Annotated in this window: 26 protein-coding genes and 1 pseudogene; 23 read left to right on the top strand and 4 right to left on the bottom strand. The window is 43.4% G+C overall.

Going from position 1 to position 26,232, the window contains the following annotated elements; all coding sequences use genetic code 11:
- Complete coding sequence (gene coaD / locus MTN95_RS02420; RefSeq protein ID WP_024121295.1) at nucleotides 1-486, top strand: pantetheine-phosphate adenylyltransferase; 486 nt, start codon at nucleotides 1-3, stop codon at nucleotides 484-486.
- Nucleotides 487-498: 12 nt separating this feature from the next.
- On the opposite strand, the gene ylbJ is transcribed toward coaD, so the two are convergent.
- Nucleotides 499-1,725 (bottom strand): sporulation integral membrane protein YlbJ, encoded by a 1,227-nt coding sequence (gene ylbJ, locus MTN95_RS02415; RefSeq protein ID WP_024121296.1) that lies wholly within the window; start codon nucleotides 1,723-1,725, stop codon nucleotides 499-501.
- Nucleotides 1,726-1,905: 180 nt separating this feature from the next.
- Here ylbJ and MTN95_RS02410 point away from each other — a divergent pair, with 180 nt between their 5' ends.
- Nucleotides 1,906-2,685 carry a patatin-like phospholipase family protein gene (locus MTN95_RS02410; RefSeq protein WP_105991250.1) on the top strand — a complete coding sequence of 260 codons (780 nt, stop codon included), beginning with the start codon at nucleotides 1,906-1,908 and terminating at the stop codon, nucleotides 2,683-2,685.
- A gap of 4 nt (nucleotides 2,686-2,689) precedes the next feature.
- A complete protein-coding gene (gene ddcP / locus MTN95_RS02405; protein WP_105954183.1) occupies nucleotides 2,690-3,715 on the top strand; it encodes a protease DdcP in 1,026 nt (341 codons plus the stop codon).
- Between the two features lie 15 nt (nucleotides 3,716-3,730).
- On the opposite strand, the gene MTN95_RS02400 is transcribed toward ddcP, so the two are convergent.
- Both MTN95_RS02400 and MTN95_RS02395 read right to left on the bottom strand, forming a co-directional pair.
- Nucleotides 3,731-4,978, bottom strand: a complete 1,248-nt coding sequence (locus MTN95_RS02400) for a nucleotidyltransferase (RefSeq protein ID WP_248336824.1) — start codon at nucleotides 4,976-4,978, stop codon at nucleotides 3,731-3,733.
- Nucleotides 4,975-5,158 (bottom strand): annotated as a pseudogene (locus tag MTN95_RS02395) (hypothetical protein). Before MTN95_RS02395 ends, MTN95_RS02400 begins: the two are co-directional and overlap by 4 nt.
- A 27-nt stretch (nucleotides 5,159-5,185) precedes the next feature.
- Between MTN95_RS02395 and MTN95_RS02390 the strand changes: the two are divergent.
- The 3 genes from MTN95_RS02390 (at nucleotide 5,186) to gerR (ending at nucleotide 6,631) form a co-directional block, all read left to right on the top strand.
- Nucleotides 5,186-5,704 carry a YceD family protein gene (locus MTN95_RS02390; RefSeq protein WP_024121301.1) on the top strand — a complete coding sequence of 173 codons (519 nt, stop codon included), beginning with the start codon at nucleotides 5,186-5,188 and terminating at the stop codon, nucleotides 5,702-5,704.
- Nucleotides 5,705-5,725: 21 nt separating this feature from the next.
- Nucleotides 5,726-5,905: a 50S ribosomal protein L32 gene (gene rpmF, locus MTN95_RS02385; RefSeq protein WP_003154457.1), complete on the top strand. Its 180-nt coding sequence runs from the start codon at nucleotides 5,726-5,728 to the stop codon at nucleotides 5,903-5,905.
- A gap of 144 nt (nucleotides 5,906-6,049) precedes the next feature.
- The gene (gene gerR / locus MTN95_RS02380; RefSeq protein WP_103671375.1) at nucleotides 6,050-6,631 is read left to right on the top strand and encodes a sporulation-specific transcriptional regulator GerR; all 582 of its coding nucleotides are present in this window, start codon (nucleotides 6,050-6,052) and stop codon (nucleotides 6,629-6,631) included.
- A 53-nt stretch (nucleotides 6,632-6,684) separates the two neighbouring features.
- Here the strand turns inward: gerR and MTN95_RS02375 are convergent, their stop codons facing one another.
- Nucleotides 6,685-7,167 carry an N-acetyltransferase gene (locus tag MTN95_RS02375; protein ID WP_024121303.1) on the bottom strand — a complete coding sequence of 161 codons (483 nt, stop codon included), beginning with the start codon at nucleotides 7,165-7,167 and terminating at the stop codon, nucleotides 6,685-6,687.
- Nucleotides 7,168-7,327: 160 nt separating this feature from the next.
- Here MTN95_RS02375 and MTN95_RS02370 point away from each other — a divergent pair, with 160 nt between their 5' ends.
- The 17 genes from MTN95_RS02370 (at nucleotide 7,328) to MTN95_RS02290 (ending at nucleotide 26,228) form a co-directional block, all read left to right on the top strand.
- On the top strand, nucleotides 7,328-8,224 hold the full coding sequence (locus tag MTN95_RS02370) for a 2-dehydropantoate 2-reductase (RefSeq protein WP_105954185.1): 897 nt from the start codon (nucleotides 7,328-7,330) through the stop codon (nucleotides 8,222-8,224).
- Between the two features lie 70 nt (nucleotides 8,225-8,294).
- A complete protein-coding gene (gene bshC, locus MTN95_RS02365) occupies nucleotides 8,295-9,914 on the top strand; it encodes a bacillithiol biosynthesis cysteine-adding enzyme BshC (RefSeq protein WP_248336821.1) in 1,620 nt (539 codons plus the stop codon).
- 125 nt (nucleotides 9,915-10,039) lie between these two features.
- Nucleotides 10,040-10,471, top strand: a complete 432-nt coding sequence (mraZ, locus tag MTN95_RS02360) for a division/cell wall cluster transcriptional repressor MraZ (RefSeq protein WP_003221402.1) — start codon at nucleotides 10,040-10,042, stop codon at nucleotides 10,469-10,471.
- Nucleotides 10,472-10,539: 68 nt separating this feature from the next.
- Nucleotides 10,540-11,475, top strand: coding sequence for a 16S rRNA (cytosine(1402)-N(4))-methyltransferase RsmH (gene rsmH / locus MTN95_RS02355; protein WP_248336818.1), 936 nt, complete (start codon nucleotides 10,540-10,542; stop codon nucleotides 11,473-11,475).
- 39 nt (nucleotides 11,476-11,514) lie between these two features.
- Complete coding sequence (gene ftsL / locus MTN95_RS02350; protein WP_003232200.1) at nucleotides 11,515-11,868, top strand: cell division protein FtsL; 354 nt, start codon at nucleotides 11,515-11,517, stop codon at nucleotides 11,866-11,868.
- Nucleotides 11,869-11,873: 5 nt separating this feature from the next.
- Nucleotides 11,874-14,018: a penicillin-binding protein 2B gene (gene pbpB / locus MTN95_RS02345; RefSeq protein WP_433961230.1), complete on the top strand. Its 2,145-nt coding sequence runs from the start codon at nucleotides 11,874-11,876 to the stop codon at nucleotides 14,016-14,018.
- A gap of 125 nt (nucleotides 14,019-14,143) precedes the next feature.
- Nucleotides 14,144-16,084, top strand: a complete 1,941-nt coding sequence (locus MTN95_RS02340; RefSeq protein ID WP_105991237.1) for a stage V sporulation protein D — start codon at nucleotides 14,144-14,146, stop codon at nucleotides 16,082-16,084.
- Between the two features lie 174 nt (nucleotides 16,085-16,258).
- A complete protein-coding gene (locus MTN95_RS02335; protein ID WP_248336813.1) occupies nucleotides 16,259-17,743 on the top strand; it encodes a UDP-N-acetylmuramoyl-L-alanyl-D-glutamate--2,6-diaminopimelate ligase in 1,485 nt (494 codons plus the stop codon).
- 111 nt (nucleotides 17,744-17,854) lie between these two features.
- Nucleotides 17,855-18,829: a phospho-N-acetylmuramoyl-pentapeptide-transferase gene (gene mraY, locus MTN95_RS02330; RefSeq protein WP_024121314.1), complete on the top strand. Its 975-nt coding sequence runs from the start codon at nucleotides 17,855-17,857 to the stop codon at nucleotides 18,827-18,829.
- The gene (gene murD / locus MTN95_RS02325) at nucleotides 18,830-20,185 is read left to right on the top strand and encodes a UDP-N-acetylmuramoyl-L-alanine--D-glutamate ligase (protein ID WP_227599198.1); all 1,356 of its coding nucleotides are present in this window, start codon (nucleotides 18,830-18,832) and stop codon (nucleotides 20,183-20,185) included.
- A 59-nt stretch (nucleotides 20,186-20,244) separates the two neighbouring features.
- Nucleotides 20,245-21,345: a stage V sporulation protein E gene (gene spoVE, locus MTN95_RS02320; RefSeq protein ID WP_003221421.1), complete on the top strand. Its 1,101-nt coding sequence runs from the start codon at nucleotides 20,245-20,247 to the stop codon at nucleotides 21,343-21,345.
- 123 nt (nucleotides 21,346-21,468) lie between these two features.
- On the top strand, nucleotides 21,469-22,560 hold the full coding sequence (gene murG, locus MTN95_RS02315) for an undecaprenyldiphospho-muramoylpentapeptide beta-N-acetylglucosaminyltransferase (protein ID WP_044155976.1): 1,092 nt from the start codon (nucleotides 21,469-21,471) through the stop codon (nucleotides 22,558-22,560).
- Between the two features lie 31 nt (nucleotides 22,561-22,591).
- A complete protein-coding gene (gene murB / locus MTN95_RS02310) occupies nucleotides 22,592-23,503 on the top strand; it encodes a UDP-N-acetylmuramate dehydrogenase (RefSeq protein ID WP_024121317.1) in 912 nt (303 codons plus the stop codon).
- 129 nt (nucleotides 23,504-23,632) lie between these two features.
- Nucleotides 23,633-24,424, top strand: coding sequence for a cell division protein FtsQ/DivIB (locus MTN95_RS02305; RefSeq protein WP_024121318.1), 792 nt, complete (start codon nucleotides 23,633-23,635; stop codon nucleotides 24,422-24,424).
- Nucleotides 24,421-25,116, top strand: coding sequence for a DUF881 domain-containing protein (locus MTN95_RS02300; RefSeq protein ID WP_059292825.1), 696 nt, complete (start codon nucleotides 24,421-24,423; stop codon nucleotides 25,114-25,116). The genes MTN95_RS02305 and MTN95_RS02300 overlap by 4 nt, the downstream gene beginning before the upstream one ends.
- 21 nt (nucleotides 25,117-25,137) lie before the next feature.
- Nucleotides 25,138-25,845, top strand: a complete 708-nt coding sequence (locus tag MTN95_RS02295) for a DUF881 domain-containing protein (protein WP_248336811.1) — start codon at nucleotides 25,138-25,140, stop codon at nucleotides 25,843-25,845.
- Between the two features lie 17 nt (nucleotides 25,846-25,862).
- Nucleotides 25,863-26,228 carry a small basic family protein gene (locus tag MTN95_RS02290; protein ID WP_010334164.1) on the top strand — a complete coding sequence of 122 codons (366 nt, stop codon included), beginning with the start codon at nucleotides 25,863-25,865 and terminating at the stop codon, nucleotides 26,226-26,228.
- Nucleotides 26,229-26,232: the final 4 nt, after the last annotated feature.

Here is a 26,232-nt window from a genome sequence, read left to right as displayed (position 1 = left end):
GTGACGAGTATAGCTGTCTGTCCCGGCAGTTTTGATCCGGTGACCTACGGGCATCTGGATATCATTAAACGCGGGGCCAATATATTTGATCAAGTGTATGTGTGTGTGCTGAACAATTCTTCAAAAAAGCCGCTATTCAGTGTAGAAGAACGCTGTGAGCTTTTGAGAGAAGTGACAAAAGACATTCCGAACATAACAGTTGAAACGTCACAAGGGCTGTTAATTGATTATGCAAAAAGAAAAAATGCAAAAGCCATTTTAAGAGGCTTGAGAGCGGTGTCTGATTTTGAGTACGAGATGCAGGGAACATCCGTAAACCGTGTGCTTGATGAATCAATTGAAACCTTTTTTATGATGACAAATAACCAATATTCTTTCTTAAGCTCAAGCATAGTAAAAGAAGTGGCAAAGTATAAAGGCGCGGTGTCAGAATTTGTACCGCCGGAAGTCGAGAAGGCGCTTCAGGAAAAATTCAGGCAAGGATGAGTGTTTTTAAGCTCATCCTTTTTTTGTACCGTTTGTCAGTCTGTAAGAAAAAATGAAAATGTACGTAAACAGTGCACATAACGTGACAGCAGGGCCAATCTGCACAAGCAGATTCCATCCGCTGATAAGAGCTGTCGGCAGCTCACCTGTATCAAGAGATTTAAAAACGTACTGATCATGGTCATTCCACGCGGTGTAAAGAGGTTTCCATAACAGAATGACAAAAACGGCGGCATAAATGCCTTGCAGCACACGCGCGATAAAGAATGGTTTAAATCTGATGTCCGTCTCTGATAAAATGCCTGCCACCTGAGCCTGAACGGAAAAGCCGCTGAATCCGAGGATAAAGCTGACAACAACAGCTTTTTGCAAAAGGGAGACATCTGTCTCGCTGACAAGCTTGCTTCCTAATGTGATTTCAAACATTCCTGATAATAGAGGAATGTCCAATTGAGCTGGAAGCTGAAACAAGGTCAGTGCGCCTTTTGTAACAATAGAGAGAATATCGGTCAGCTGTACGACGGATAACAAACGATTAAAGACAGAAAACAAAATAATAAAGCCGCCTACCATTAGAAGCGTTTGAACGGATGAGGTTACAGCGTCGCCCAAAATTTTTCCTAAAGGCCGTTTTTCCGCAAGCCTTGCGGTGTGAAGCGCATGTAAAGCATCTTTGATAGAAGGCAAAGATATGGTTTTGTTTCTCATGAGCTGGCGCTCTTCTTTACGCCCGTAGGAGCGCATCGTTAAACCGACAGCCAAATTGCCCAAATAGTGTGCAGATGCTAATAAAATACCTAATGATGCATTCTGAAAAAAGCCGACGGCGACAGCTCCAAAAATAAAGAGCGGGTTGGATGAATTGGTGAAGGAAGCAAGCCGTTCTGCTTCTACTCTTGAAATCTGTTTTTCCTGCCGCAGCCTTGCCGTCAGTTTTGCGCCCGCGGGGTTCCCTGATGCCATGCCCATGGCCAGAACGAAGCCGCCGACACCCGGCACGCGGAAAATAGGGCGCATAAAAGGCTCAAGGAGAACACCGACAAACCTTACAATACCAAAGCCAATTAATAGCTCAGACAGTATGAAAAACGGCAGCAAAGACGGAAATACGACCTCCCACCACATGGACAGCCCGGTTTTAGAGGCTTCGAATGAGGCCTGCGGATGTGAGATGACAGTCGCTGTTAAAAAAATAAAAAACGCAGCAATCAAAAGTGTATGAATCTTCGACAAGTTCATTCTTACCTCCCCGACGCTAAAAATGCACAATGACATGTATATCATGATAAAATATGGTATGACTCGAAACGGCCAAGCAGTACCTGTCCTCTTGACCCTTTGTACTAATATACGAGCATAGGGGTTCAGTTTAGACCATAGAATTCCGTATACAGGGAATTCGGGCAGGAGGTTAACATGTTGGCCAAACCTAAAATCGGGTTAGCGTTAGGATCGGGAGGCGCCAGAGGACTTGCTCATCTCGGCGTGCTTTCCAGTTTACATAAGCACCAAATTGATGTGGATATGATTGCGGGGAGCAGTATGGGCGCTTTGGTCGGCAGCTTCTATGCCGCGGGGCATGACGTGGAAACGATGAAAAAAGTCGCCAAGGCTTTCAAACGGCGGCTCTATGCTGATTATACGGTACCGAAACTCGGTTTTTTGAGAGGTGACCGTGTCAGGCAGCTCGTGCATGCTTATACATTCGGCAAACCGATTGAGGAACTCAAAATCCCTCTTGGAATTGTCGCATGTGATCTGCAGACAGGAGAAAAGATTGTTTTCCGCAAAGGATCAGTGTCAGATGCGGTTCGGGCAAGCATCAGCATACCAGGCATTTTTATTCCGCAGAAGCTGGAAGGACGGCTTCTCGTAGACGGCGCGGTGGTCGACCGTATTCCGGTTTCTGTTGTAAAAGATATGGGGGCTGACATTATCATCGCTTCAGATGTCTCCAGGGTTCGGAAAACCGAAAAGGCGGCGCATATTTTTGATGTAATCATGCAAAGTATGGATATACTGCAAAATGAATTGGTACGACATCAAACGATTGCCGCTGATATCATGATTCGCCCTTCTCTTGAAACATACAGCTCCAGCTCGTTTGCCAATATTGATGAAATGATATCGGCAGGCGAGGAGGCAACAAACCGAAGGATCAGCCAGATAAAAAAAGAAATAGAGAATTGGGAGGGCTAATAACTTGCTACGTAAAAAACATTTCAGCTGGATGCTTGTCATCCTCATACTGATTGCCGTTGCATCTTTTATAAAACTGCCATACTATATTACAAAACCGGGAGAAGCGACAGAGCTCGGCTCACTGATAAAAGTGGAGGGGGGCTACTCGGAAACAGGGAGTCTGTCCTTAATGACTGTCAAAGTGGGACCGGCTAATCCATTTACATACGCATGGGCTAAGATGCACCCCTATTATGAAATTGTTCCTGATGAAAGCATCAAGGAAGAAGGCGAATCAGATAAGGAATATATGAAACGGCAGCTGCAAATGATGAAAAGCTCACAGGAAAATGCCGTCATCGCCGCATATCAAAAGGCAGGAAAAAAAGTAAGCTATTCCTTTAACGGCATCTACGCAAGCTCAGTTGTCGAAAACATGCCGGCGAAAGGGAAAATAGAAGTCGGCGATAAAATCATCAGTGCGGACGGAAAAAACTATCAGTCTGCTGAAAAGCTGATCGATTATATCAGCAGCAAAAAAGCCGGGGATAAAGTAAAGTTAAAAATCGAAAGAGAAGAAAAAGATAAGACGGTCACCCTTGCGTTAAAACAATTTCCTGATGAGCCTGGCCGTGCCGGAATCGGGGTTTCGCTGTATACGGACAGAAACGTCAAGGTAAAGCCTGATATTGATTTCGAAATCGAAAATATCGGCGGCCCGTCAGCGGGATTAATGATGTCGCTTGAAATCTATAATCAGCTGACAAAAACAGATGAAACAAAAGGCTACGACATTGCAGGCACCGGAACGATTGATGTTGACGGGAAAGTCGGCCCGATCGGCGGCATTGACCAAAAAGTTGTTGCCGCAGACAAAGCCGGCAAAGACATTTTCTTCGCTCCGAATCAAAACGGCGCCAGCAATTCTGATTACAAAAACGCAGTAAAAACAGCGAAAGACATTGATTCGGACATGAAAATCGTGCCTGTTGATACGATGCAGGATGCGATTGATTATTTGAATAAGCTGAAAGCGAAAAGCACCTGATATCCAGGTGCTTTTTTATATGCTCAAAAAACGGCGTTCATCCTCGTCATATCGTATTGGGGCATGTCCGTATTCTTGTAAATCAAACTCGGTTCTAAGGGGCTCTTCTATCGCAAGGCTGTAGATTCTGCTTGCTTTAATATCCAGATCGAGAGCGGGGTGGGAAAAGGAGGCCAGCTTGCTGACAAGCGGAACGGACAGCTCCTTTTTCTTTTCTGATAAAAAGGCCTGTCCTTTTTTCGTCATCCCAAGTAGTCTGATATAAGGCACCTCTTCGACATTGAGCAGACGGTGAATCTCCTGTTTTTTCGTTCTCGTTAAAATGTGTGTACTCATCCGCTGAAGCCTCGTCCACGTATATCGCTTTGTTTTCAGAAACTCCATAAATTCCTGATAGGAGCTGGCTTTTCTGATTGAACGGAGGATTCTGTTCTCCAGCCCTTCCTCAACCTCGTATATTTGCTGTAATTCTAAGGCTGTGAGAGTCGAAAGACTATATTTCAAGTAAGAAAAATAGCTTTCTGGTGTATGCCACAGCCCGAAAGACTTGCGGTAATTCGCTAATTCCCGTGCAGCTGCTGCGGGAAGAAACGTAACGCAGTCTTCAAAAGGCTTTTCAATCAGGGCTTTTCTGATGCTGGTTGCGCTGGCGATATGGCTGTCTTCATCAGGAAGGTCGGCATCATGATAATCCGAGGAGATTCTCGATGTCGTATAGGGTTTCATTTCATATCTGCCGGAAAGAATCGATTTCACATAATGGTACCCCAAAATATTGTTCGGCTTCGACATATCAAGTCCGTTTTCTGTATGTAAAATCGATTTGAAGGCGATAGCAGCAGCTGATGGATAACTGGCACCCTTTTTAAGCTCTTCTTTAATACATTGATCAAACGAATCTTTATGCTCATCCATTACCTTTGCGGTTTCTAAAAACGGCTCAATCTGTCCGTTCTCACTCCCGAAAAACAGTGCCTCGCACCCCAGTTTGTTCAAAGTGGAGACGCTGCCGTGTGCAAAAATCTCCGCTTTTTGCACTGCGTAAAGATAAGGCAGTTCGATTACGAGGTCGACTCCGCTTTGAAGCGCCATTTTTGTGCGGGCCCATTTGGATACAACAGCAGGCTCCCCGCGCTGCAGAAAATGTCCGCTCATCACCGCAACAGCCGTGTCACATCCGGTTTGCCGCTTGGCTGTTTGGACATGATAAAGATGTCCGTTATGAAAGGGATTATACTCAACCACCAATCCGACAGCTTTCATATTTTTTCCGCCTTTCTTGCTATGTTTAAAAACGTATGGTACATTTGCAATTGAAAACTCTTACGTCTTTTTTGATTTAAGTGTATGCATAGTATATTCAGCTGTCAACGATGCTTGGCTGGCAGCATTATGCTGTAAAGAAAAAATATTGACAAAAACATTCTTAAAAGCTATAATCATGTTTGTTGCTTTCCTGAGGTGATACAAATGAAATGGACGATTTATCAGTTGCATCAAATGAAAAAACCGAGTTTTGAGTTTGATGAGACAGTTGAGTTACATGAGCTGACAAAGCTGAATTCTGACATTCGCCGCATTTCTCCTGTAAGGGTGAAAGGCAGAGCGGATATCAAATCTAAGCAGGTTTCGTTTGATTTTACGATCTCAGGCGAAATGATTTTGCCATGCTCAAGAACACTCGTTGATGTTCCGTATCCATTTACAATTTCGACAAAAGAACTGTTTATATTTCATCAGACGGATGATATAGAAGATGATGACGTTCACACTGTTGAGGACGATACTATCGACTTAACTCCGATCGTGAAAGAAGAAATTCTTTTAGAAATCCCTATGCAAATCTTTTGTGAATCTGAACAAGAAAAAGGAGCTGCTCCTCAAGAAGGAAAGGACTGGCAAGTCATTTCAGAGGAAGACAAGAAGAACAAAGTCGATCCGAGACTTGCAGCCCTTGAAAAGCTCTTAAAACAAGATGATGAATCTTAACTCTTTAAGGAGGTGGGAATAATGGCTGTACCTTTTAGAAGAACTTCTAAAATGAAAAAAAGATTGCGCCGTACACATTTCAAACTTAATGTACCTGGTATGACAGAATGTCCGTCATGCGGAGAGATGAAATTGTCTCACCGTGTATGCAAAGCATGCGGATCATACAACGGCAAAGACATAAATGTAAAAAGTAACTAATAAGAAAAGCGCAGGGTGAAAACCCTGCGCTTTTTCTTTTTTTCTTCCTGTCAGCTTGCAGAAAATTTGTGAGTGCAAATAGTCTATCTAATCTATTACCGGCATATGTATGAGATAAATAAGCTGACATGGAGGGAGATTGATTTGACCATTACAAGACAAGATGCTTGGACACAGGATGAGGATTTGCTGCTGGCAGAAGTAGTGCTTCGTCATATTCGTGAGGGCGGAACACAGCTTTCTGCCTTTGAGGAGGTCGGAAGGGCACTGACCAGAACAGCCGCTGCCTGCGGATTCAGGTGGAACTCTTATGTGAGAAAGCAATATCAATCAGGCATAGAACTGGCAAAAAAACAGCGGAAAGAACTAAGGAAACAAATCGGGGTTCATTCCGTCAATATGCCGAATTCCGTCAAGCAGGCTGCCCCGGCAGCTTCAGAGAGGAAAAGAGATTTGTCCATTCAGGATGTGATTGAGTTTCTCGAACAGTTTAAAGAAGCGCCGTCCGCGCAAGAATTCCACATTGAAAAGGAAAAAATGAAGGAGCAAATTCAGTCGCTGCAAAAAGAACTCGAGGATTTACGGAGTGAAAACCAAACATTGAGAAACCAGCTGGAGATGACAGAAGAGGACTACAAGGCACTGATCGATATTATGGATCGAGCCAGAAAAATGGTTGTTTCGAAGGAAGACGGAAGACTGAAAAAAACAGCTCAAGAAACGTAATGAACCCTCAAATGAACCGGCCCTAGAGTCATCAAAGGCCGGTTGTTTCATGTTTATGCTGATTCACCCGGTGTCATTTCGCCATCCATATCCGGATGCCAGATGAGCGGGTTTTCCCCTTTGTCCCGCGCCATGTCATATTTGACTGGTTCAAAGTTCATTTTACTAAAAAACTCTGCTGATTTAATCCGAGAATTTGTTCGAATCGGCATTCTGAATGATTTGGCGAATTCAACCAATGCTGTACCGTAGCCCCTGTTTTGATAACCTGGAAGGACCTCAAGCTTCCAAAGCTCTAAGTAATCCTGATGTTGGTCGAAGTAAGGATTTGATTTGCCATTAACTTGATACAGACTCATTCGCGCTACCAGTTTATCCCCGAAATAAATCCCATAAAAAGGCGAAGTGCTGTCATTTTCAATGATATTATCTTGAAGATCTTCAAGCATTGAGAGCTCTTGTATACCGTATTCTTTGAATTTCTTGAATTCTTCAAGCGTTTTATAGTTGACGAGCAGACGTTCTACCTTAATCAAATTAATCTCCCCCTTTGTTGTTCTCTACATATATTGTAAACGCTTTATTTAAAAAATCCAAATATTTAAACTTTAATTTAAGTGTTTTGAAATCTCTGTGAAGTATTTTTTTCATACTTCTGCTATGATAATACGTAAATGTTAAATTGGGTGTGACATCATGAAAATTGGAATTATCGGCGGGGGCTCCGTCGGTCTTTTATGTGCCTATTATTTATCTTTGGATCATGAGGTGACTGTTTTGACAAGGCGGGTTGAACAGGCCGCAGCGATTCAAACGGAAGGGATTCAGCTTTATAAAGCCGGAAAAGTGTTCAATGCTCATTGCAGCGCGGGCGCAGCTATTGATTCATGTTTTGACCTTCTTGTCGTGACAGTGAAACAGCATCAGCTTCAGACTGTTTTCCCGATGCTTGAACGAATCAAAAAAACAAATATTTTATTTTTGCAAAACGGTATGGGCCATATTCACGACCTTAAAGACTGGGGTGCTGACCATTCCGTTTATGTTGGGGTTGTTGAGCACGGAGCTGTAAGGAAATCGGATACAGCCGTTGAACATACAGGCATTGGTGCGATAAAATGGAGCGCATTCAAGCATGCTGAACCAGATCGTCTGAACGCGGTGCTTCAGCATAACCATTCCGAATTTCCAATTCGCTATGAGATGGATTGGTATCGCCTGCTGACGGGCAAACTGATCGTAAACGCCTGCATCAATCCGTTAACCGCGCTGCTGCGTGTGAAAAATGGAGAGCTGTTGACTGTGCCTGCTTATTTTTCTTATATGAAGCTCGTTTTTCAAGAGGCGTGCAGCATTTTGCGGCTGGAAGATGAAGAGGCGGCCTGGGAGCGTGTACGTGCAGTTTGTGAGCAAACGAAAGACAATCGCTCTTCCATGCTGGTCGATGTGGCCGGCGGACGGCAGACGGAGGCTGACGCCATTCTCGGATATTTGCTGAAAGAAGCACAGCTTCAAGGCCGCGACGCTGTTCACCTTGCGTTTTTACATGGCAGCATCAAAGCTTTGGAGCGAAACCCAAACAAAGTCTTTTGAGCTTTTCTGGTAACATGCTATACTCATTTCGGATAACTAACTATTTATTGGAGAAAGGAAGTTCTAGAAGATGCAGCTAACTGAACTTTCCATCAAAAATCAGAATGTGTTTGTACAGCACTATATAGATGGTAAAGAAGAAATGTCTTCTTTTTTTGATTACAGCATTCATCATAAGGATATGTGGCAAGAAAGACTGAAAGATTTATCCTCGCGGGTTTTCGCAAGAGAGGAATTGACAGCCTATTTATCCTCTTATCACAACAAATTCGGCTCAAGCGCCATGCAGCATTCTATTGAGAAGCTGAAGGATCCGTCAAGTGTTTCTGTTGTCGGCGGACAGCAGGCAGGGCTTTTAACAGGACCGCTTTACACCATACATAAAATCATCTCAATTATTGTTTTAGCAAAGGAAAAGGAAGAACAGCTGCAAGTGCCTGTTGTACCGATCTTTTGGGTTGCCGGAGAAGACCATGATTTGGATGAAATTAATTTTGTCCACACGTCAGAAGAAAGCGGTCCGGTGAAAAAAAAGCTACCGCAGTCTTACTGGAAAAAGTCATCTGCCGCCAACACACCGCTTGACCAAGAAAAATGCGCCGCATGGATAGACGATGTGTTTGCGGCTTTTGAAGAAACAGACCATACGAACACACTTCTAGAAGATGTGAAACGATGTTTAAGGGAATCTGTTACGTTTACTGATTTCTTTGAACAGCTGATTGCGGATCTGTTTCAAGAGGAAGGCTTAGTATTGTTAAATTCAGGAGACCCGGGAATTAAAAAGCTGGAAACCGCCATGTTCCAAAAGATCCTCCGTGACAATGATGAACTTGCACACGCTGTTTCTAAACAGCAGGACTTCATGCGCGGAGCGGGCTACAAGCCGATTATCGAGTCTGGAAAAGAGCAGGCAAATCTGTTTTATGAATATGAAGAGGAACGCTTTTTAATTGAGAAGGACAACGGCCGCTTTGTGATTAAGGAGCTTGATCTGGCATGGTCGATGGATGAACTTTATACGCATATAGAAGAACATCCTGAACGCTTCAGCAATAATGTTGTAACGAGACCGTTAATGCAGGAATTTTTGATTCCTACCTTGGCATTTATCGCGGGCCCCGGTGAAATCAACTATTGGGGTGAGCTCAAACAGGCTTTTGCAGTGATGGGCTTTACAATGCCTCCTGTTATGCCGAGGCTGAACATCACGATAGTCGAGCGCCATATTGAGAAAAAACTGGTTGAACGAAAGATATCATTACAAGAGGCGATAGAAGGCGGGACGGAAAACCAAAAAGAAAAATACTTTGAACACCAGATTCCGGAAGAGTTTACCGCGGTGATTGAGCAAGCAAAAAACCAGATTGAAGCAATTCATAAAACCGTCCGGCAGGAGGCGCTTAAGGTTGATGAGAGCATGGAGCCTTTGCTCCTGAAGAACGCGGCGTTTATTCAGGATCAGCTTCAGTTTTTAGAGCGTACAGTGACAAAGCGAATTGAAGAAAAAGAAGGCTATGTCTTAAGGGATTATGAGAGAATCCAAAATAGCATTAAACCGCTGCTCGCGCCGCAAGAGCGAATTTGGAATATCATGTATTATTTAAACAGGTACGGTCCAAAATTCTTCACATCATTCAAGAATCTGCCATTTTCTTTTCAAAATCAACATCAAGTTGTCAAACTTTGAAATAAAGTTTTAAAGAACCCTGAATAGTTCAGGGTTTTTTTTTATGTATAAACAGTGTAAAATGAAGTTGTGGAGAGAAGTGGTGGATAGTGGTGAGTTAAGGAGAGAAAGTGGGGCAAAAGATCATGTTTATGGGTGAATACCAGCATACAATCGATGCGAAAGGCCGCATGATCGTACCCGCTAAATTCAGAGAAGGCCTCGGTGAGCAGTTTGTGCTGACAAGAGGACTTGATCAATGTCTCTTCGGCTACCCTATGCACGAGTGGAAACAGATTGAAGAAAAACTAAAAGCTCTTCCTCTCACAAAAAAAGATGCCCGCGCATTTACCCGTTTTTTCTTTTCAGGGGCGACAGAATGCGAACTGGACAAGCAGGGCAGGGTGAATATCGCATCATCTCTATTGAATTACGCAAAACTGGAAAAAGAATGTGTTGTTATCGGGGTTTCGAATCGAATTGAATTGTGGAGTAAAGTAATTTGGGAACAATACACAGAAGAGCAAGAAGATTCATTCGCTGAAATTGCTGAAAACATGATTGGGTTTGATATATAATGAATCTTCGTGTATAACACTCTAAAAACAATTTCAATTCATCCTGATAAAAGGTGGGACCAACACAAATGTTTCAACACAAGACAGTACTTCTTCGTGAAACCGTTGACGGCCTAAATATTAAACCGGACGGTACATATGTAGACTGCACACTCGGCGGAGCTGGGCACAGTACATATTTATTACAGCAGTTATCAGAGAAAGGGCGTTTAATCGCTTTTGACCAAGATGACACGGCATTACAGCATGCAGAAGAAACGTTGTCCGATTATCAAGGACAGCTTATTCTGATTAAAAGCAACTTTAGGTATTTAAAAGAATGTTTACATGAACACAGCATTACGGAAGTAGACGGTATTTTATTTGATTTAGGGGTGTCTTCCCCGCAGCTGGATACACCGGAAAGAGGATTCAGTTACCATCATGACGCACCTTTAGACATGAGGATGGACCAGTCGGCCACGCTTACGGCGAAAGAGGTCGTAAATGAGTGGCGCTATGAGGATCTTGTCCGTATTTTCTTTAAATACGGTGAAGAGAAGTTCAGCAAACAGATCGCCAGAAAAATTGAGGAGGCAAGAAGCAAATCTCCTATTCAAACTACGGGCCAACTGGTCGATCTAATAAAAGACGCGATTCCCGCTCCGGCCAGAAGGAGCGGAGGACATCCCGCAAAACGCGTGTTTCAGGCAATCAGAATTGCTGTGAACGATGAACTGAAGGTTTTTGAAGAGGCTTTGGAGCAAGCGATTGACGTGTTAAAGCCGGGGGGAAGGGTATCAGTGATTACCTTCCACTCACTTGAGGACAGAATTTGTAAATCTACGTTTAAAGAGAAGTCGTCACTTCCGGAACTTCCTCCGGGTCTTCCTGTTATACCGGAAGAGTTTGAACCGGAGCTCAAGCTTATCACAAGAAAACCGATCACGGCATCTGAAGAAGAGTTGGCAGAAAACAATCGTGCTCGTTCTGCGAAGCTTCGAATTGCTGAAAAAAGAAAATAACAATACGCGAACGCAAACTTAAAAGGAGGTCATCAGCCTATGAGCAATTTAGCTTATCAACCAGAGAAACAGCAACGGCATGCGATCAGTCCTGAGAAAAAAGTGATTGTCAAGAAAAGGGCTTCCATTACACTCGGAGAAAAGGTGCTTCTCGTCCTCTTCGCTGCGGCAGTGCTGAGCGTATCGCTTTTGATCGTATCGAAGGCATATGCGGCTTACCAAACAAATATAGAGGTGCAAAAGCTTGAGGAGCAAATTTCTTCCGAAAACAAGCAGATTGGTGACCTCGAAAAAAGCGTTGCTGATTTAAGTAAGCCGCAGCGCATTATGGATATTGCGAAAAAGAACGGCTTGAATTTAAAAGATAAAAAAGTGAAAAACATACAGGAATGATTCAAATGCCAAAAAAGAATAAATTTATGAACAGAGGAGCGGCGATTCTAAGTATTTGTTTCGCTCTCTTTTTCTTTGTCATCCTTGGGAGAATGGCATATATTCAAATAACCGGAAAAGCCGACGGTGAAGTGCTTGCGACAAAAGCGACAGAGCAGCATGAAAAGAAACGGACAATCGAAGCGAGCCGGGGCTCCATTTTAGACAGAAATGGAAAAGTGATTGCTGAGGATACAGCTACGTATAAGCTGATCGCTGTTCTTGATGAAAAAATGACAACTGACAAAAAGCATCCGCAGCATGTCCAGAACAAGGAAAAAACAGCGGAAGAACTGTCTAAAGTGATAGATTTGGACAAGGCTGAAATCCTTGATATCTTAAATAAGAAGGGTGCAAAACAAGTTGAGTTCGGATCAGCAGGCCGGGATATTACCTATTCCCAAAAACAGAAAATCGAAAAGCTGAAACTTCCGGGAATTTCATTTTTGCGTGATACAAAGCGGTACTATCCGAACGGCATATTTGCGTCCAACTTAATCGGCTATGCCGAGGTTGACCAAAAAACAAATGAAATTACGGGCGCGATGGGCTTAGAAAAAGTGCTGGATCAGTATTTGAAGGAGCGGGACGGATACGTAACATATGAAAGTGACAAATCCGGCTGGGAGCTCCCGAACAGCAAAAATAAAATTACAGCGCCAAAAAATGGTGACAATGTATATTTAACCATTGATCAGAAAATTCAAACCTTTTTAGAAGACAGTATGACAAAAGTGGCGGAAAAGTATAAACCGAAAAAAGTCATGGCAGCAGTTGTTGATCCGAAAACGGGCAAAGTGTTAGCAATGGGTCAGCGTCCAAGCTTTGACCCGAATATGCGCGATGTGACGAACTACTATAATGATTTAATTTCATATGCGTATGAGCCTGGATCAACGATGAAAATTTTTACACTTGCTGCTGCCATACAGGAGAATGTGTATAACGGCAATGAAAAGTACAAGTCCGGAACATATAAAGTAGGCGGAGAACCTGTAAAAGACCATAATGATGGTGTAGGCTGGGGGCCAACAACGTATCATGACGGTGTTGTAAGGTCTTCAAATGTTGCTTTTGCCAAACTGGCTAATGAAAAATTGGGCTATTCCCGGTTTAATGAGTATCTTCATAAGTTCAATTTCTATCAAAAAACAGGTATTGACTTGCCGGGTGAAGTATCAAGTAAAATGAATTTTAAATATGAATTTGACAAAGCATCGACTGCATATGGCCAAGCCTCTGCTGTTACACCAATTCAACAGTTGCAGGCTGCAACTGCAATAGCAAATGACGGTAAAATGATGAAACCCTATGTCATAGACCATATTGTTGATCCTGACAAGAAAAAAACCATTTATCAAAATAAACCTCAGTCCGCCGGTACCCCAATTTCTGCGGATACCGCTAAAAAGGTTCGTAATATTTTAGGTGATGTCGTTACATCTGATATCGGTACTGGACAGCCATATAAAATTGAAGGTTTTGATGTGGCTGTTAAAACCGGAACAGCGCAAATTGCCGGACAAAACGGTTATCTATCTGGACGCGATAATTACGTATTTTCCGTAATGGGAATGGCGCCTAAAGATGATCCTGAGCTGCTGATCTATGTTGCAGTACAGCAGCCGCAATTAGAAAATGATGAAACAGGTTCTAATCCAGTATCTGAAATTTTCAATCCGACAATGAAAAACAGTTTGCATTATCTGAACATTGAACCGACTGAAACGTCTGATTCAAATAAGGAAGAAACGAAAGCGCAGGCGATGCCTGACTTAACAGATCAAACTGTAACAGGTGCACAAAAGAAAGCAAAAGACGAAAACCTCACACCGATTGTGATCGGAAGTGATATTGCAGTAAAAGAGCAATATCCAACAGCGGGTGAGGAAGTTTTGACCAATCAGAAGGTCTTCCTGAAAACGGGGGGCAAAATCAAGATGCCTGATATGACAGGCTGGTCGAGAAGAGAGGTTCTTCAATACGGCGATTTGGCAGGAATTCATATTGAAGTGAGCGGACAAGGTTACGCTGTGAGCCAAAGCGTTAAGAAGGACAAAGAAATAAAAGACGGAACCGTGATCAAGGTGAAGTTTAAGAATCCTGATTAAATAGAAAGAAAGCTTACCCCGTCGGGTGAGCTTTCTTTTTTTATATCTCCAAAGAGGAGCGCCGTTCTACCTGTCCACACGCAGGCATAAAATGAAACAAGCCTAAATAAGGAGTGAACGGTGCCTTGCGCGTCTCGAATGTAACGGTTAGAAAACGTTTATTATTTGTTTTGCTTTTTGGAGTGATCGTATTTCTGATCATTGATACAAGGCTGGGGTATGTTCAGTTTGTCATGGGAGAGAAACTGACTTCTCTGGCGAAGGATTCCTGGAGCCGGAACCTGCCGTTTGAGCCGGAACGTGGAGAGATCCTTGATCGGAACGGCGTTAAGCTTGCCACAAATAAAAGTGCACCGACCGTATTTGTCGTGCCGCGCCAAGTCCAGAATCCGCTGAAAACGAGCAAACAGCTGGCTGCGGTGTTAAATATGTCTGAAGAAAAAGTATATAAGCACGTCACGAAAAAAGCATCGATAGAAAAGATTACGCCAGAAGGGAGAAAAATTTCAAATGAGAAGGCAAAAGAAATCAAATCGCTCGATTTAAAAGGGGTGTATGTAGCGGAGGATAGTATCCGCCATTATCCGTTCGGCAGCTTTTTATCTCATGTGCTTGGGTTTGCCGGTATTGATAACCAAGGACTTCTTGGGCTTGAAGCCTATTATGATGATGATTTAAAAGGAGAAAAAGGCTCTGTTAAGTTTTATACAGATGCCAAAGGGAAGAAAATGCCCGATGAAGCGGATGACTACACGCCTCCTAAGGATGGACTCGATATGAAGCTGACTGTGGATTCGAAGGTGCAAACCATAATGGAACGAGAGCTTGATAATGCTGAAGCTAAATATCATCCAGACGGTATGATTGCAGTCGCAATGAATCCGAAAAACGGAGAAATACTTGGGATGGCAAGCAGACCTGACTTTGATCCGGCTGATTACCAATCTGTTGACCCGTCCGTTTACAATCGGAATCTCCCTGTATGGAGCACATACGAGCCGGGTTCTACCTTTAAGATTATTACACTTGCGGCGGCTCTGGAGGAGCAAAAAGTCAACTTAAAACGCGACCAATTTTATGATAAAGGGCATGCAGAAGTAGACGGAGCAAGACTGCGCTGTTGGAAAAGGGGCGGCCACGGACTGCAAACGTACCTTGAAGTTGTGCAAAACTCCTGTAACCCCGGCTTCGTTGAATTGGGCGAGAGATTGGGCAAAGAAAAGCTATTCAAATATATAAAAGGCTTTGGATTTGGCCAAAAAACCGGGATTGACCTGCAAGGTGAAGGAACAGGGATTTTATTTCCGCTTGACAGAGTAGGCCCGGTTGAGCAAGCGACAACCGCCTTCGGACAGGGGGTATCCGTCACGCCGATTCAGCAGGTTGCAGCCGTTTCTGCCGCCGTTAACGGCGGCACGCTCTACACACCTTATATAGCAAAAGAGTGGATTGATCCGGTAACCAAAAAAACTGTCAAAAAACAATCGCCAATCGCCAAGAAACAAGTCATTTCTAAGGAAACATCAAAACAAATCCGCTATGCTTTAGAAAGCGTCGTTGCAGAAGGCACGGGACGCAATGCGTTTGTCGAAGGCTATCGTGTCGGCGGAAAAACAGGAACAGCACAAAAGGTTAAAGATGGAAAATACCTCGAAAACAACCATATTGTATCATTTATCGGTTTCGCGCCGGCTGACGACCCGAGTCTTGTCGTCTATGTCGCGGTGGATAACCCGAAAGGCACGATTCAGTTTGGCGGAACCGTTGCAGCGCCTATTGTGGGAAGTATTATGAGAGACAGCCTGCCGGAGCTTGGTGTTAAGCCTAGGAAAAATCAAATCGAAAAAAAATACCAATGGAACGACACAAAAACAATAGAAGTTCCGAATGTTGTAGGGATGTCTGTCTCAGATCTTGAGTCACTCTTGGTGAATCTGAATATAGATGCTTCCGGAAAAGGAAGCAAAATCGTCAAACAATCACCAGCTGCAGGAACAAAAGTAAAAGAGGGCTCTAAGATACGTGTTTATTTGACTGAAGAAGATGAAAAGGAGGCAGCCGATTGATTCGGGCTGCCTATTATTTTATTGCAGAAAAATGCTGATATCTTTCAAGATTAGCTGGATGTATCCTTTTTTTTACGCTAAAATATGAACTGTATGCTTAAAAGTCATTATCACATCATTTGATGTGACTTCAATGATAAAAAGAACGAATAGAATGTTGAGAGGTTTGATACGATGAAACTTACAAAGCTGCTTACATACTTAACAACCGAACCTTCTGTAAATGACTCACAAGACCCTGAAATAACTTCAATTGAGATGGACTCCAGGGAAGTAAAGAAAGGGAGTCTTTTTGTATGTGTAAAAGGGTATACGGTAGATGGCCATGATTTTGCGCAAAAAGCAGTTGAAAACGGCGCAGCGGCTATTGTGGCTGAAAAGGAGCTCGATGTGGATGTGCCTGTCATCATTGTCCGGCAGTCACTGCGGGCGCTCAGCGTTTTGTCTGATGCGTTTTACGGACAGCCGACAAAGAAACTGCAGCTGATCGGAATAACGGGCACAAACGGAAAAACATCTACGACCCATATGGTTGATGAGATTCTCAAAAAAGCGGGGAAACGAACAGGCTTAATCGGCACGATGTACATTAAAATCGATGACGAAACACTTCCCGTTAAAAACACGACACCGGAAAGCGTCACGTTGCAGCAAACATTTAAAAAAATGAATGACAAGCATGTCGACACGGCCATCATGGAGGTTTCTTCTCACGCTTTGTCACTGGGACGGGTTCACGGCTGTGATTATGACATTGCCGTGTTTACGAACTTAACACAGGATCACCTTGACTATCACAAAACGATGGATCAGTACCGACAGGCAAAAAGCCTGCTGTTTTCTCAGCTTGGCGGGGCATTCAACCATGAAAATCCAAAACGGGCTGTGTTAAACGCGGATGATGAGGCAAGCGCTTATTTTGAAAAGGTCACTGCGGCACATATTTCTACATATGGAATTAAAAACAATGCTGATGTAATGGCGAAAGATATCAAAACCACTGCACAGGGCACGAGTTTTGAACTGGTGACGAACAAAGGCACTAAGCACATCACGATGTCGCTCGTTGGACAGTTTAACGTGTATAACGTGCTCGCTGCTGTTGCGACTTGTATTGCGGCAGGCATTCCGTTTGAAACCATTACAGAAGCCGTGGAAGAATTGCATGGCGTAAGAGGCCGTTTTGAACTGGTTAATCAGCAGCAGGAATTTCCGGTTATAGTTGATTACGCGCATACGCCGGACAGTCTTGAAAACGTGCTGAAGACATGCAGAGACATGGCGGAAGGAAAGCTTTTTGTTGTTGTCGGCTGCGGCGGAGACAGAGATAAGACGAAACGCCCGAAAATGGCGAAAATCGCTGTTGAGCTGGCTGACGAACCGATTTTCACTTCAGATAATCCAAGAAGCGAAGATCCGCGTGCCATTTTAAGAGATATGGAAGCAGGGGTAGAGAACGAATACTACCACAGCATCGCAAATCGCGAGCAGGCGATCTTCTTTGCCATTGCCAACGCCAAAAAAGGCGACGTTGTCCTCATTGCCGGGAAAGGCCATGAAACCTATCAGCAGATTGGGAACGAAACCTTTGACTTTGACGATGCCGAAGTGGCGGCAAGAGCGATTGTCGAACTGAATAAAAATAAGACGAATTCATAGGAAAGAGATGTTATTGAATGATGGAGCTTGAAAAGATTTTTCATATGGAAAAAAATCATGAATATGATAACTACGTATGTCGTTTGAAAGAAACAGGAGGAGAAAAGGACAATGCTTGAGCAAGTCATTCTGTTTACAATTTTAATGGGTTTTTTAATCAGTGTTCTGCTCTCTCCGATTCTTATTCCGTTTTTAAGAAGATTAAAATTCGGCCAGAGTATTAGAGAAGAAGGACCGAAATCACACCAGAAAAAATCAGGGACGCCGACAATGGGCGGAGTCATGATCATACTGTCTATCATTGTGACAACTATTGTGATGACACAGAAGTTTTCAGAAATAAGTCCGGAAATGTTTCTGCTGCTGTTTGTCACGATCGGTTACGGTTTACTCGGCTTTTTGGATGATTACATCAAAGTCGTAATGAAACGAAATCTCGGTCTGACGTCAAAGCAAAAACTGATCGGACAAATTATCATCGCAATTGTGTTTTATGCGGTGTATCATTACTACAATTTTGCGACGGATATCCGCATTCCTGGGACTGATCTGTCATTTGATCTTGGATGGGCTTACTTTATCCTTGTGCTATTTATGCTTGTCGGCGGATCAAACGCCGTCAACCTGACTGACGGTCTTGACGGTTTATTATCAGGTACGGCAGCTATTGCTTTTGGCGCCTTTGCCATCCTGGCTTGGAATCAATCCCAATATGATGTTGCTATTTTCTCAGTCGCGGTTGTCGGAGCGGTGCTGGGCTTCCTGGTATTCAATGCGCATCCAGCCAAAGTGTTTATGGGAGATACAGGATCACTTGCATTGGGAGGAGCAATCGTCACCATTGCCATTTTAACGAAATTAGAAATCCTGCTGGTCATTATCGGCGGTGTATTCGTCATTGAGACATTATCCGTTATTCTGCAGGTCATCAGCTTTAAAACGACAGGTAAACGAATCTTTAAAATGAGTCCGCTTCACCACCATTATGAGCTTGTCGGGTGGTCTGAATGGAGAGTGGTTGTAACATTTTGGGCTGCGGGACTTTTGCTTGCCGTATTAGGAATTTACATCGAGGTGTGGTTATAAGTGGAAAACGATCTATTTTTGCAAAATCAGCATTTTTTAGTCCTTGGGCTCGCGAAAAGCGGGTTTGCGGCGGCGTCTATTCTTCATGAAAAAGGTGTTTATGTTACAGTCAACGACCAAAAGCCTTTTGATGAGAACGAACCAGCCCAGAAACTTTCTGAAAAAGGGGTCGAAGTTGTCTGCGGAGAGCACCCTGTTTCTCTGTTCGATCAGCATCAGATTACTGTACTGATCAAAAACCCAGGAATTCCATATGAAAATATTATGGTTCAGGAAGCAGAAAAAAGAGGCATCCCGATTTGGACGGAAATTGAGCTTGCCTACCATCTGACTAATGCCAAATTTATCGGGATTACCGGATCGAATGGAAAAACGACAACAACGACGCTGATTTATGAAATGCTGAAGGCAGACTCTCAAAAGGCGCTGATCGCCGGAAACATCGGTACAGTCGCAAGTGAGGTTGCCTATCACGCTGATGGAGATGAATGGATCGTAACGGAACTTTCGTCATTTCAGCTGATGGGAACGCACGACTTCAGGCCTGAAATCAGCCTGATTTTAAACGTGTTTGATGCCCATCTGGATTATCATCATACGAGAGAAAACTATGAAAAAGCGAAACAGAAAGTGTATCTGCATCAGAAAGCTTCAGATAAAGCAATTGTCAATCAGGATGATGAAACAGTCGTGCGCCTGGCTGAAGCCGGAGAAGCCGGAATTGTTCCTTTTTCAGTACGCAAACAGCTTGAACGCGGCGCTTATGTAAAAGACGGCATGATTATGTACAGCGGCGAAGCTATTCTTCCTCTGGAAGAGGTTGTGCTGCCAGGTGCGCATAATCTGGAGAACATTTTAGCCGCGATTGCAGCAGTGAAAACGGCTGGAGCGTCCAACGAGGCCATCAAAAAAGTGCTGACAAGCTTTACCGGCGTCAAGCACCGTCTCCAGTATGTCACAACGGTGAAGAACCGTAAGTTTTATAATGACAGCAAAGCAACAAACGTTTTGGCGACGAGCAAGGCGCTTTCGGCTTTTGAAAAACCTGTCATCCTGCTTGCAGGCGGACTGGATCGCGGAAACGGCTTTGACGACTTAAAGCCTTACATGAAGCATGTCAAAGCGGTGCTTACATTCGGACAGACAGCACCGAAACTTGAACAGCTCGGAAATGAGCTGGGAATACAACATGTCAAACGTGTCGATAATGTTGAACAAGCAGTATCTGCGGCGTTTGCGCTCTCAAATGAAGGAGATGTCATTCTGCTCTCACCTGCGTGTGCGAGCTGGGATCAATTCAAAACATTTGAAGAACGCGGTGACATGTTTATAGACGCCGTGCATATGCTTAAGTAAGGGCTTGTCTTGGAGAAATCGGCAGCCCTAATGACTTTAAGCTTGGGGTGTCGATTGATTTGACTACTAAAAAAACATCGCCTGATTTGTTATTGGTCATCATTACGTTATTATTATTAACTATTGGATTAATTATGGTGTACAGTGCGAGTGCGGTATGGGCGGATTATAAATTTGACGACTCATTCTTTTTCGCGAAACGGCAGCTGCTGTTTGCGGGCATCGGAGTTATTGCCATGTTCTTTATTATGAATGTTGATTATTGGACATGGCGGACATGGTCTAAATTGCTGATGGTTATCTGTTTTTTCTTGCTGGTGCTTGTTTTAATACCAGGCGTAGGCATGGTGCGGAACGGCTCAAGAAGCTGGATCGGAGTCGGCGCATTCAGCATACAGCCTTCAGAGTTTATGAAGCTTGCGATGATAGCATTCCTTGCTAAATTTCTCTCTGAAAAGCAAAAAAACATTACATCGTTCAGACGTGGATTTGTCCCGGCGCTCGGCATCGTGTTTTCCGCATTTTTGATTATTATGTGCCAGCCTGACCTCGGAACAGGAACGGTAATGGTCGGTACTTGTATTGTCATGATTTTTGTAGCCGGTGCGCGAATCGCCCATTTCGTCTTTCTCGGGCTGATCGGCCTGAGCGGATTTGTCGGGCTGGTACTGTCGGCTCCATACCGGATTAAACGAATTACCTCTTACTTAAATCCGTGGGAAGATCCGCTCGGCAGCGGCTTTCAAATCATTCAGTCGCTATATGCGGTAGGGCCTGGCGGATTGTTCGGAATGGGGCTTGGCCAAAGCAGACAGAAATTCTTTTATCTGCCTGAGCCGCAAACGGACTTTATTTTCGCCATCTTATCAGAGGAGCTTGGGTTTATCGGCGGATCGCTTATTTTGCTTCTGTTCAGCGTGCTGCTGTGGAGAGGAATCAGGATCGCGCTCGGTGCACCAGATCTATATGGCAGCTTTGTCGCTGTGGGGATTATTTCAATGATCGCGATCCAAGTTATGATCAATATCGGCGTTGTGACAGGCCTTATTCCGGTAACTGGCATCACGCTGCCGTTTCTTAGCTACGGAGGTTCATCGTTGACCCTGATGCTGATGGCTGTCGGCGTGCTGCTGAACGTGAGCCGGTACTCGAGGTATTAATGAATTTTATTAGTGAAGCGATCCTATGAAACAGGAAGCTGGGAAACAATTGATGCGATAACCCTGTCCATAAAAACAGGGTTATCGTTATGTTATAGAGAAACTGAGACTGGGGGAAGAGTTATGCGAATTGCAATAAGCGGAGGCGGCACAGGGGGACACATTTATCCTGCCCTTGCCTTTATCAAAGAGGTGCAGCGCCGCCATCCTGATACGGAATTTTTATATATCGGAACAGAAAACGGATTAGAGAAAAAAATTGTAGAACGGGAAAATATACCGTTTCGTTCCATTGAAATTACAGGTTTTAAAAGAAAGCTTTCATTTGAAAACGTAAAAACGGTGATGCGTTTTCTAAAGGGCGTTAAAAAAAGCAAATCGTATTTAGCGGAATTTAAGCCGGATGCCGTGATTGGAACGGGCGGTTATGTGTGCGGGCCGGTTGTATACGCTGCTGCAAAAATGGGGATTCCGAGTATCGTTCATGAACAAAACAGCCTGCCGGGCATCACCAATAAGTTTCTTTCAAAATATGTTAATAAAGTAGCAATATGTTTTGAGGAAGCAAAATCACATTTTCCAAGTGAGAAAGTTGTATTTACGGGAAACCCGAGAGCCTCTGAGGTCGTCTCAATAAAGACGGGCCGCTCAATGGCTGAATTCGGACTCTCTGAAGAGAAAAAAACCGTATTAATCTTCGGCGGAAGCAGAGGCGCCGCACCGATTAACCGAGCGGTCATTGATATGCAGGATGCGCTGAAATCAAGAGCGTATCAAGTACTGTATATTACGGGCGAGGTTCACTATGAGAAAGTAATGACTGAGCTGAAAAACAAGGGTGCAGCTGACAATATGGTCACAAAACCGTTTCTTCATCAGATGCCAGAATATTTAAAGGCAATTGATGTGATTGTAGCAAGAGCGGGTGCGACGACCATTGCGGAAATTACGGCACTAGGAATCCCGAGTGTGCTGATTCCAAGTCCGTACGTAACGGCGAATCACCAGGAGGTCAATGCGCGATCTCTCGGTCAGCATGATGCTGCGATTGTGTTGAAAGAAACAGAACTCAGCGGGGAAAAGCTGATTGAAGCGCTTGACCGGATTGTACTCGATGAACAAACATTAAAGGATATGAGCGAACGGACAAAGTCACTCGGTGTTCCTGATGCGGCTGCCCGTTTATACAGCGTACTCGAAGATTTGAAAAAATAATAGAAAAGCAAATGGAATGCGGAGGTTTACGATGGAGAAAGTGATACAAGAATTAAAAGAACGCGAAGTCGGCAAGGTGCTTGCAAATGAACCGCTCGCAAATCATACGACAATGAAAATCGGCGGTCCTGCGGATGTATTGGTCATTCCAAGCAGTGTAGATGCTGTTAAGGACATCATGGATGTTGTGAAAAAATACGAAGTAAAGTGGACAGTCATCGGCCGCGGGTCAAACCTTCTTGTATTAGATGAAGGAATCAGAGGCGTGGTCATCAAGCTGGGCGCGGGTCTTGACCACTTGGAGCTTGACGGGGAACAAGTCACTGTCGGTGGCGGTTATTCAGTCGTGCGTCTTGCTACATCGTTGAGCAAAAAAGGCTTGTCGGGATTAGAATTCGCTGCCGGAATTCCGGGATCCGTCGGAGGAGCTGTCTATATGAATGCAGGCGCTCACGGGTCTGATATGAGTAAGATCCTTGTCAAAGCGCATATTTTATTTGAAGACGGCACGATCGAGTGGCTGACAAATGAGGAGATGGAATTCACCTACAGAACGTCCGTATTGCAAAAGAAACGCCCTGGTGTTTGTCTTGAAGCCGTTCTGCAGCTTGAGCAAAAGGATAAAGAATCAATCGTTCAGCAAATGCAAAGCAATAAAGACTACAGAAAGAATACACAGCCGTATTCAAGCCCTTGTGCAGGAAGCATATTCAGAAACCCGCTTCCGAACCATGCCGGCAATCTAGTGGAAAAAGCAGGCTTAAAAGGATATCAAATCGGCGGTGCGAAAATATCGGAAATGCACGGGAACTTTATCGTCAATGCGGGCGGAGCATCAGCAAAAGATGTGCTTGATCTGATCGACCATGTGAAAAAGACGATTCGTGAAAAATACGAGATTGAGATGCACACAGAGGTTGAAATCATCGGTGAAAATCGCTGATTCAAGTTCTGAACTGAAGCTGTTCATATGATATACTGTAAGCAAACGACAAACGGCATCATAGTATGCCGTTTGTTTTGGAATAGGCAGACTTTTAAGGCTGTTTCATTTGAATGAGGTGAACAGGCAATGAATCCGGGGCATGACCGAGAAAAAATCGTAAATATTGAAGAGCGGATCCCTAAAATTAAAGAGCAGAGAAAACAGAAGGCAAACCGCCGGCTTATTTCATTTATTATGCTCTTTTTTATGATGGTGCTGATCATCGTGTATCTGCAGACACCGATCAGTAAAATTTCATCAATCTCTGTTACCGGCAATGAGAATGTTTCCAAAAAGGAGATTATTGATCTTTCCGATATCAAAAGCGGAGATACTGAATTTTGGAGTCTGGATAAGAAAAAAACAGCAAAAAAGATTCAGCAAAATAAATTAGTAAAAAAAGCAGAAATCAGCAAATCCCTTCCTAATAAAATCAACATTGCGATCGAAGAATATAAAGCGATTGCTTATTTAGAAAAAGACAATGTGTATTATGAAGTCCTTGAAAACGGTTCAGTTTTGCCAGACGAAGTAACGCCTGATGATGCGGGACCGATTTTGGTGAATTGGACAGACGCTAAAAAACGTGTTCAGATGGCCAAGCAGCTCGATGCTTTGTCAAATTCTATAAAACAATCGATTTCAGAAGTGTATTATACTCCTGTCAAAATGGATCAAAACCGGATTAAATTATATATGAACGACGGGTATGTCGTCACTGCATCCATCAAAACCTTTGCAGACCGAATGAAAACGTATCCTTCTATTATTTCACAGCTCAGCGGCAGTAAAAAAGGGATTATTCATTTAGAAGTTGCAACCTATTTTGAGGAGTTTGGAAAAAGCGATTCGTCTGCCAAAAAGGAAGATGAAAATTGAGGGGCAAATCAGCCGTCCTTCTTTCTTTAATTATGCTTATCGCCGGCTTTTTAATTTCTTTTTCTTTTCAGACGACAAGAGAAAACCACAAAAGCATGACAGAGACGGAAGAATGGAAAAAAGAATATGCCCTGCGGGATGAACTGCTGAAACAAGAGAAAGAAAACAAGGACCTTGAAAAAGAACTGTATCAAAAGCAGAACAAAGTCCGTCAGACTGAAAATAAGCTGAAGAACGAAAAAACAGAATACTATAACGTCCTGGAAGATGTAGAAAAGTACAGAATGTATATTGGGGAAGTCGGTGTACAAGGAGAGGGCGTTCAAGTGACTTTGGAAGATGCTTCTTACATACCGGAAGGAGAGAACGTGAACAGCTACATCGTTCACGAAAGCCATCTCTTTCAAGTCATAAATGAACTGTATATATCTGGTGCGGCAGCCGTCTCCGTCAACGGCCAGCGGCTGACCCATGATTCCTACATCAAGTGCAACGGGCCGGTCGTAACGGTAGACGGGGTGCAGCACCCCGCTCCGTTTGTCGTTTCTGCCATCGGAGATCCTGATGTCCTGCTTCCTTCGTTAAATATAGCAGGAGGCCTGATCGATCAGCTTTCTATGGATCATATTTCTGTTACCGCAGAAAAAAAGAAAAATGTACAAATGGAACCCATTCTGAAAACGAAGGAATGACTGGAAAAGCGGGTGAAGTGATTGAAAATAAAGCGTTCCTTCATTAGCATCAGCGTGCTTATGGTTATATTCGGCCTTATGATATCTGTTCAATTTAATTCTTTAAAGCATCCACAAGTCCGAGATACAAGAGATATGTGGGATATAAGAGAAGAGCTTACATCAGAGCAGAAGAAGCAGGAAGAGCTGCTGGCTGAAATTAAAAAGTATAATAAATTGCTGAATACCTATACGCAAAACAAAGAATTGACAAAAGAAACAGCGCTCAATAATACATTACAAACCTTAAAAAAAACAGCCGGCATGACCGATATAACAGGTAGCGGAATTGTCATCACCCTTTCTCCGCTTTTTTCTGAAAGCGTAACTGGAGAGGCGATCAAAAATCCACCGCCGGATTTACTAAAGAAGCTGATCAATGAACTCAACTCCTATGGTGCTGAGCATATCTCAATAAATGAGCGAAGAGTTGTGAATTCTTCAGTGATACGGGACATAAACGGCACAACAAAAATAGACGGATACAGCCTTGATGATTATCCTTTAACAGTAAAAGTGCTTGCTGAAGATCCGGACAAGCTGTACAGCAGGGTAAAGGGGTCCGATTTAGAGGATATCTTTGCTTCTGAAAATGTAGCGTTAAAAGCAGGTAAATCTGACAGCAGCCTGACTTTAAAAGCTTATGACAGAGCAGTGGACGTACAACAGCTAAAACCGCTGAAAGACTAAAAGGGAGGAGAATTGTCATGTGGCTGCCCGTGCTTGGACTCGTGCTCGGAATAACGATCGGATTGATGACAAACTTAACGATACCGAGTGAATACTCAAATTATTTATCACTTGCGGTGCTTGCTGCACTTGATACTTTAATCGGCGGAATCAGGGCGCATTTACAAGGTACATATGATGAAATGGTATTTGTTTCCGGTTTCTTTTTTAATATTATATTGGCAATAAGTTTAGCTTTTCTGGGAGTCCATCTTGGTGTAGACTTGTATTTAGCAGGTATATTCGCATTTGGAGTCAGGTTATTTCAGAATATAGCCGTTATAAGAAGAAATCTACTAACAAAGTGGACTCTTTCTAAAAAAAATAAAAAAAATGTGATATAAAAGA

This window comes from Bacillus sp. 2CMS4F, assembly GCF_023161785.1.
GTDB classification, from domain to species: domain Bacteria; phylum Bacillota; class Bacilli; order Bacillales; family Bacillaceae; genus Bacillus; species Bacillus halotolerans.
Note: the sequence above shows the minus strand (reverse complement) of the source record. Positions and strands in the feature narration are given on the sequence as shown.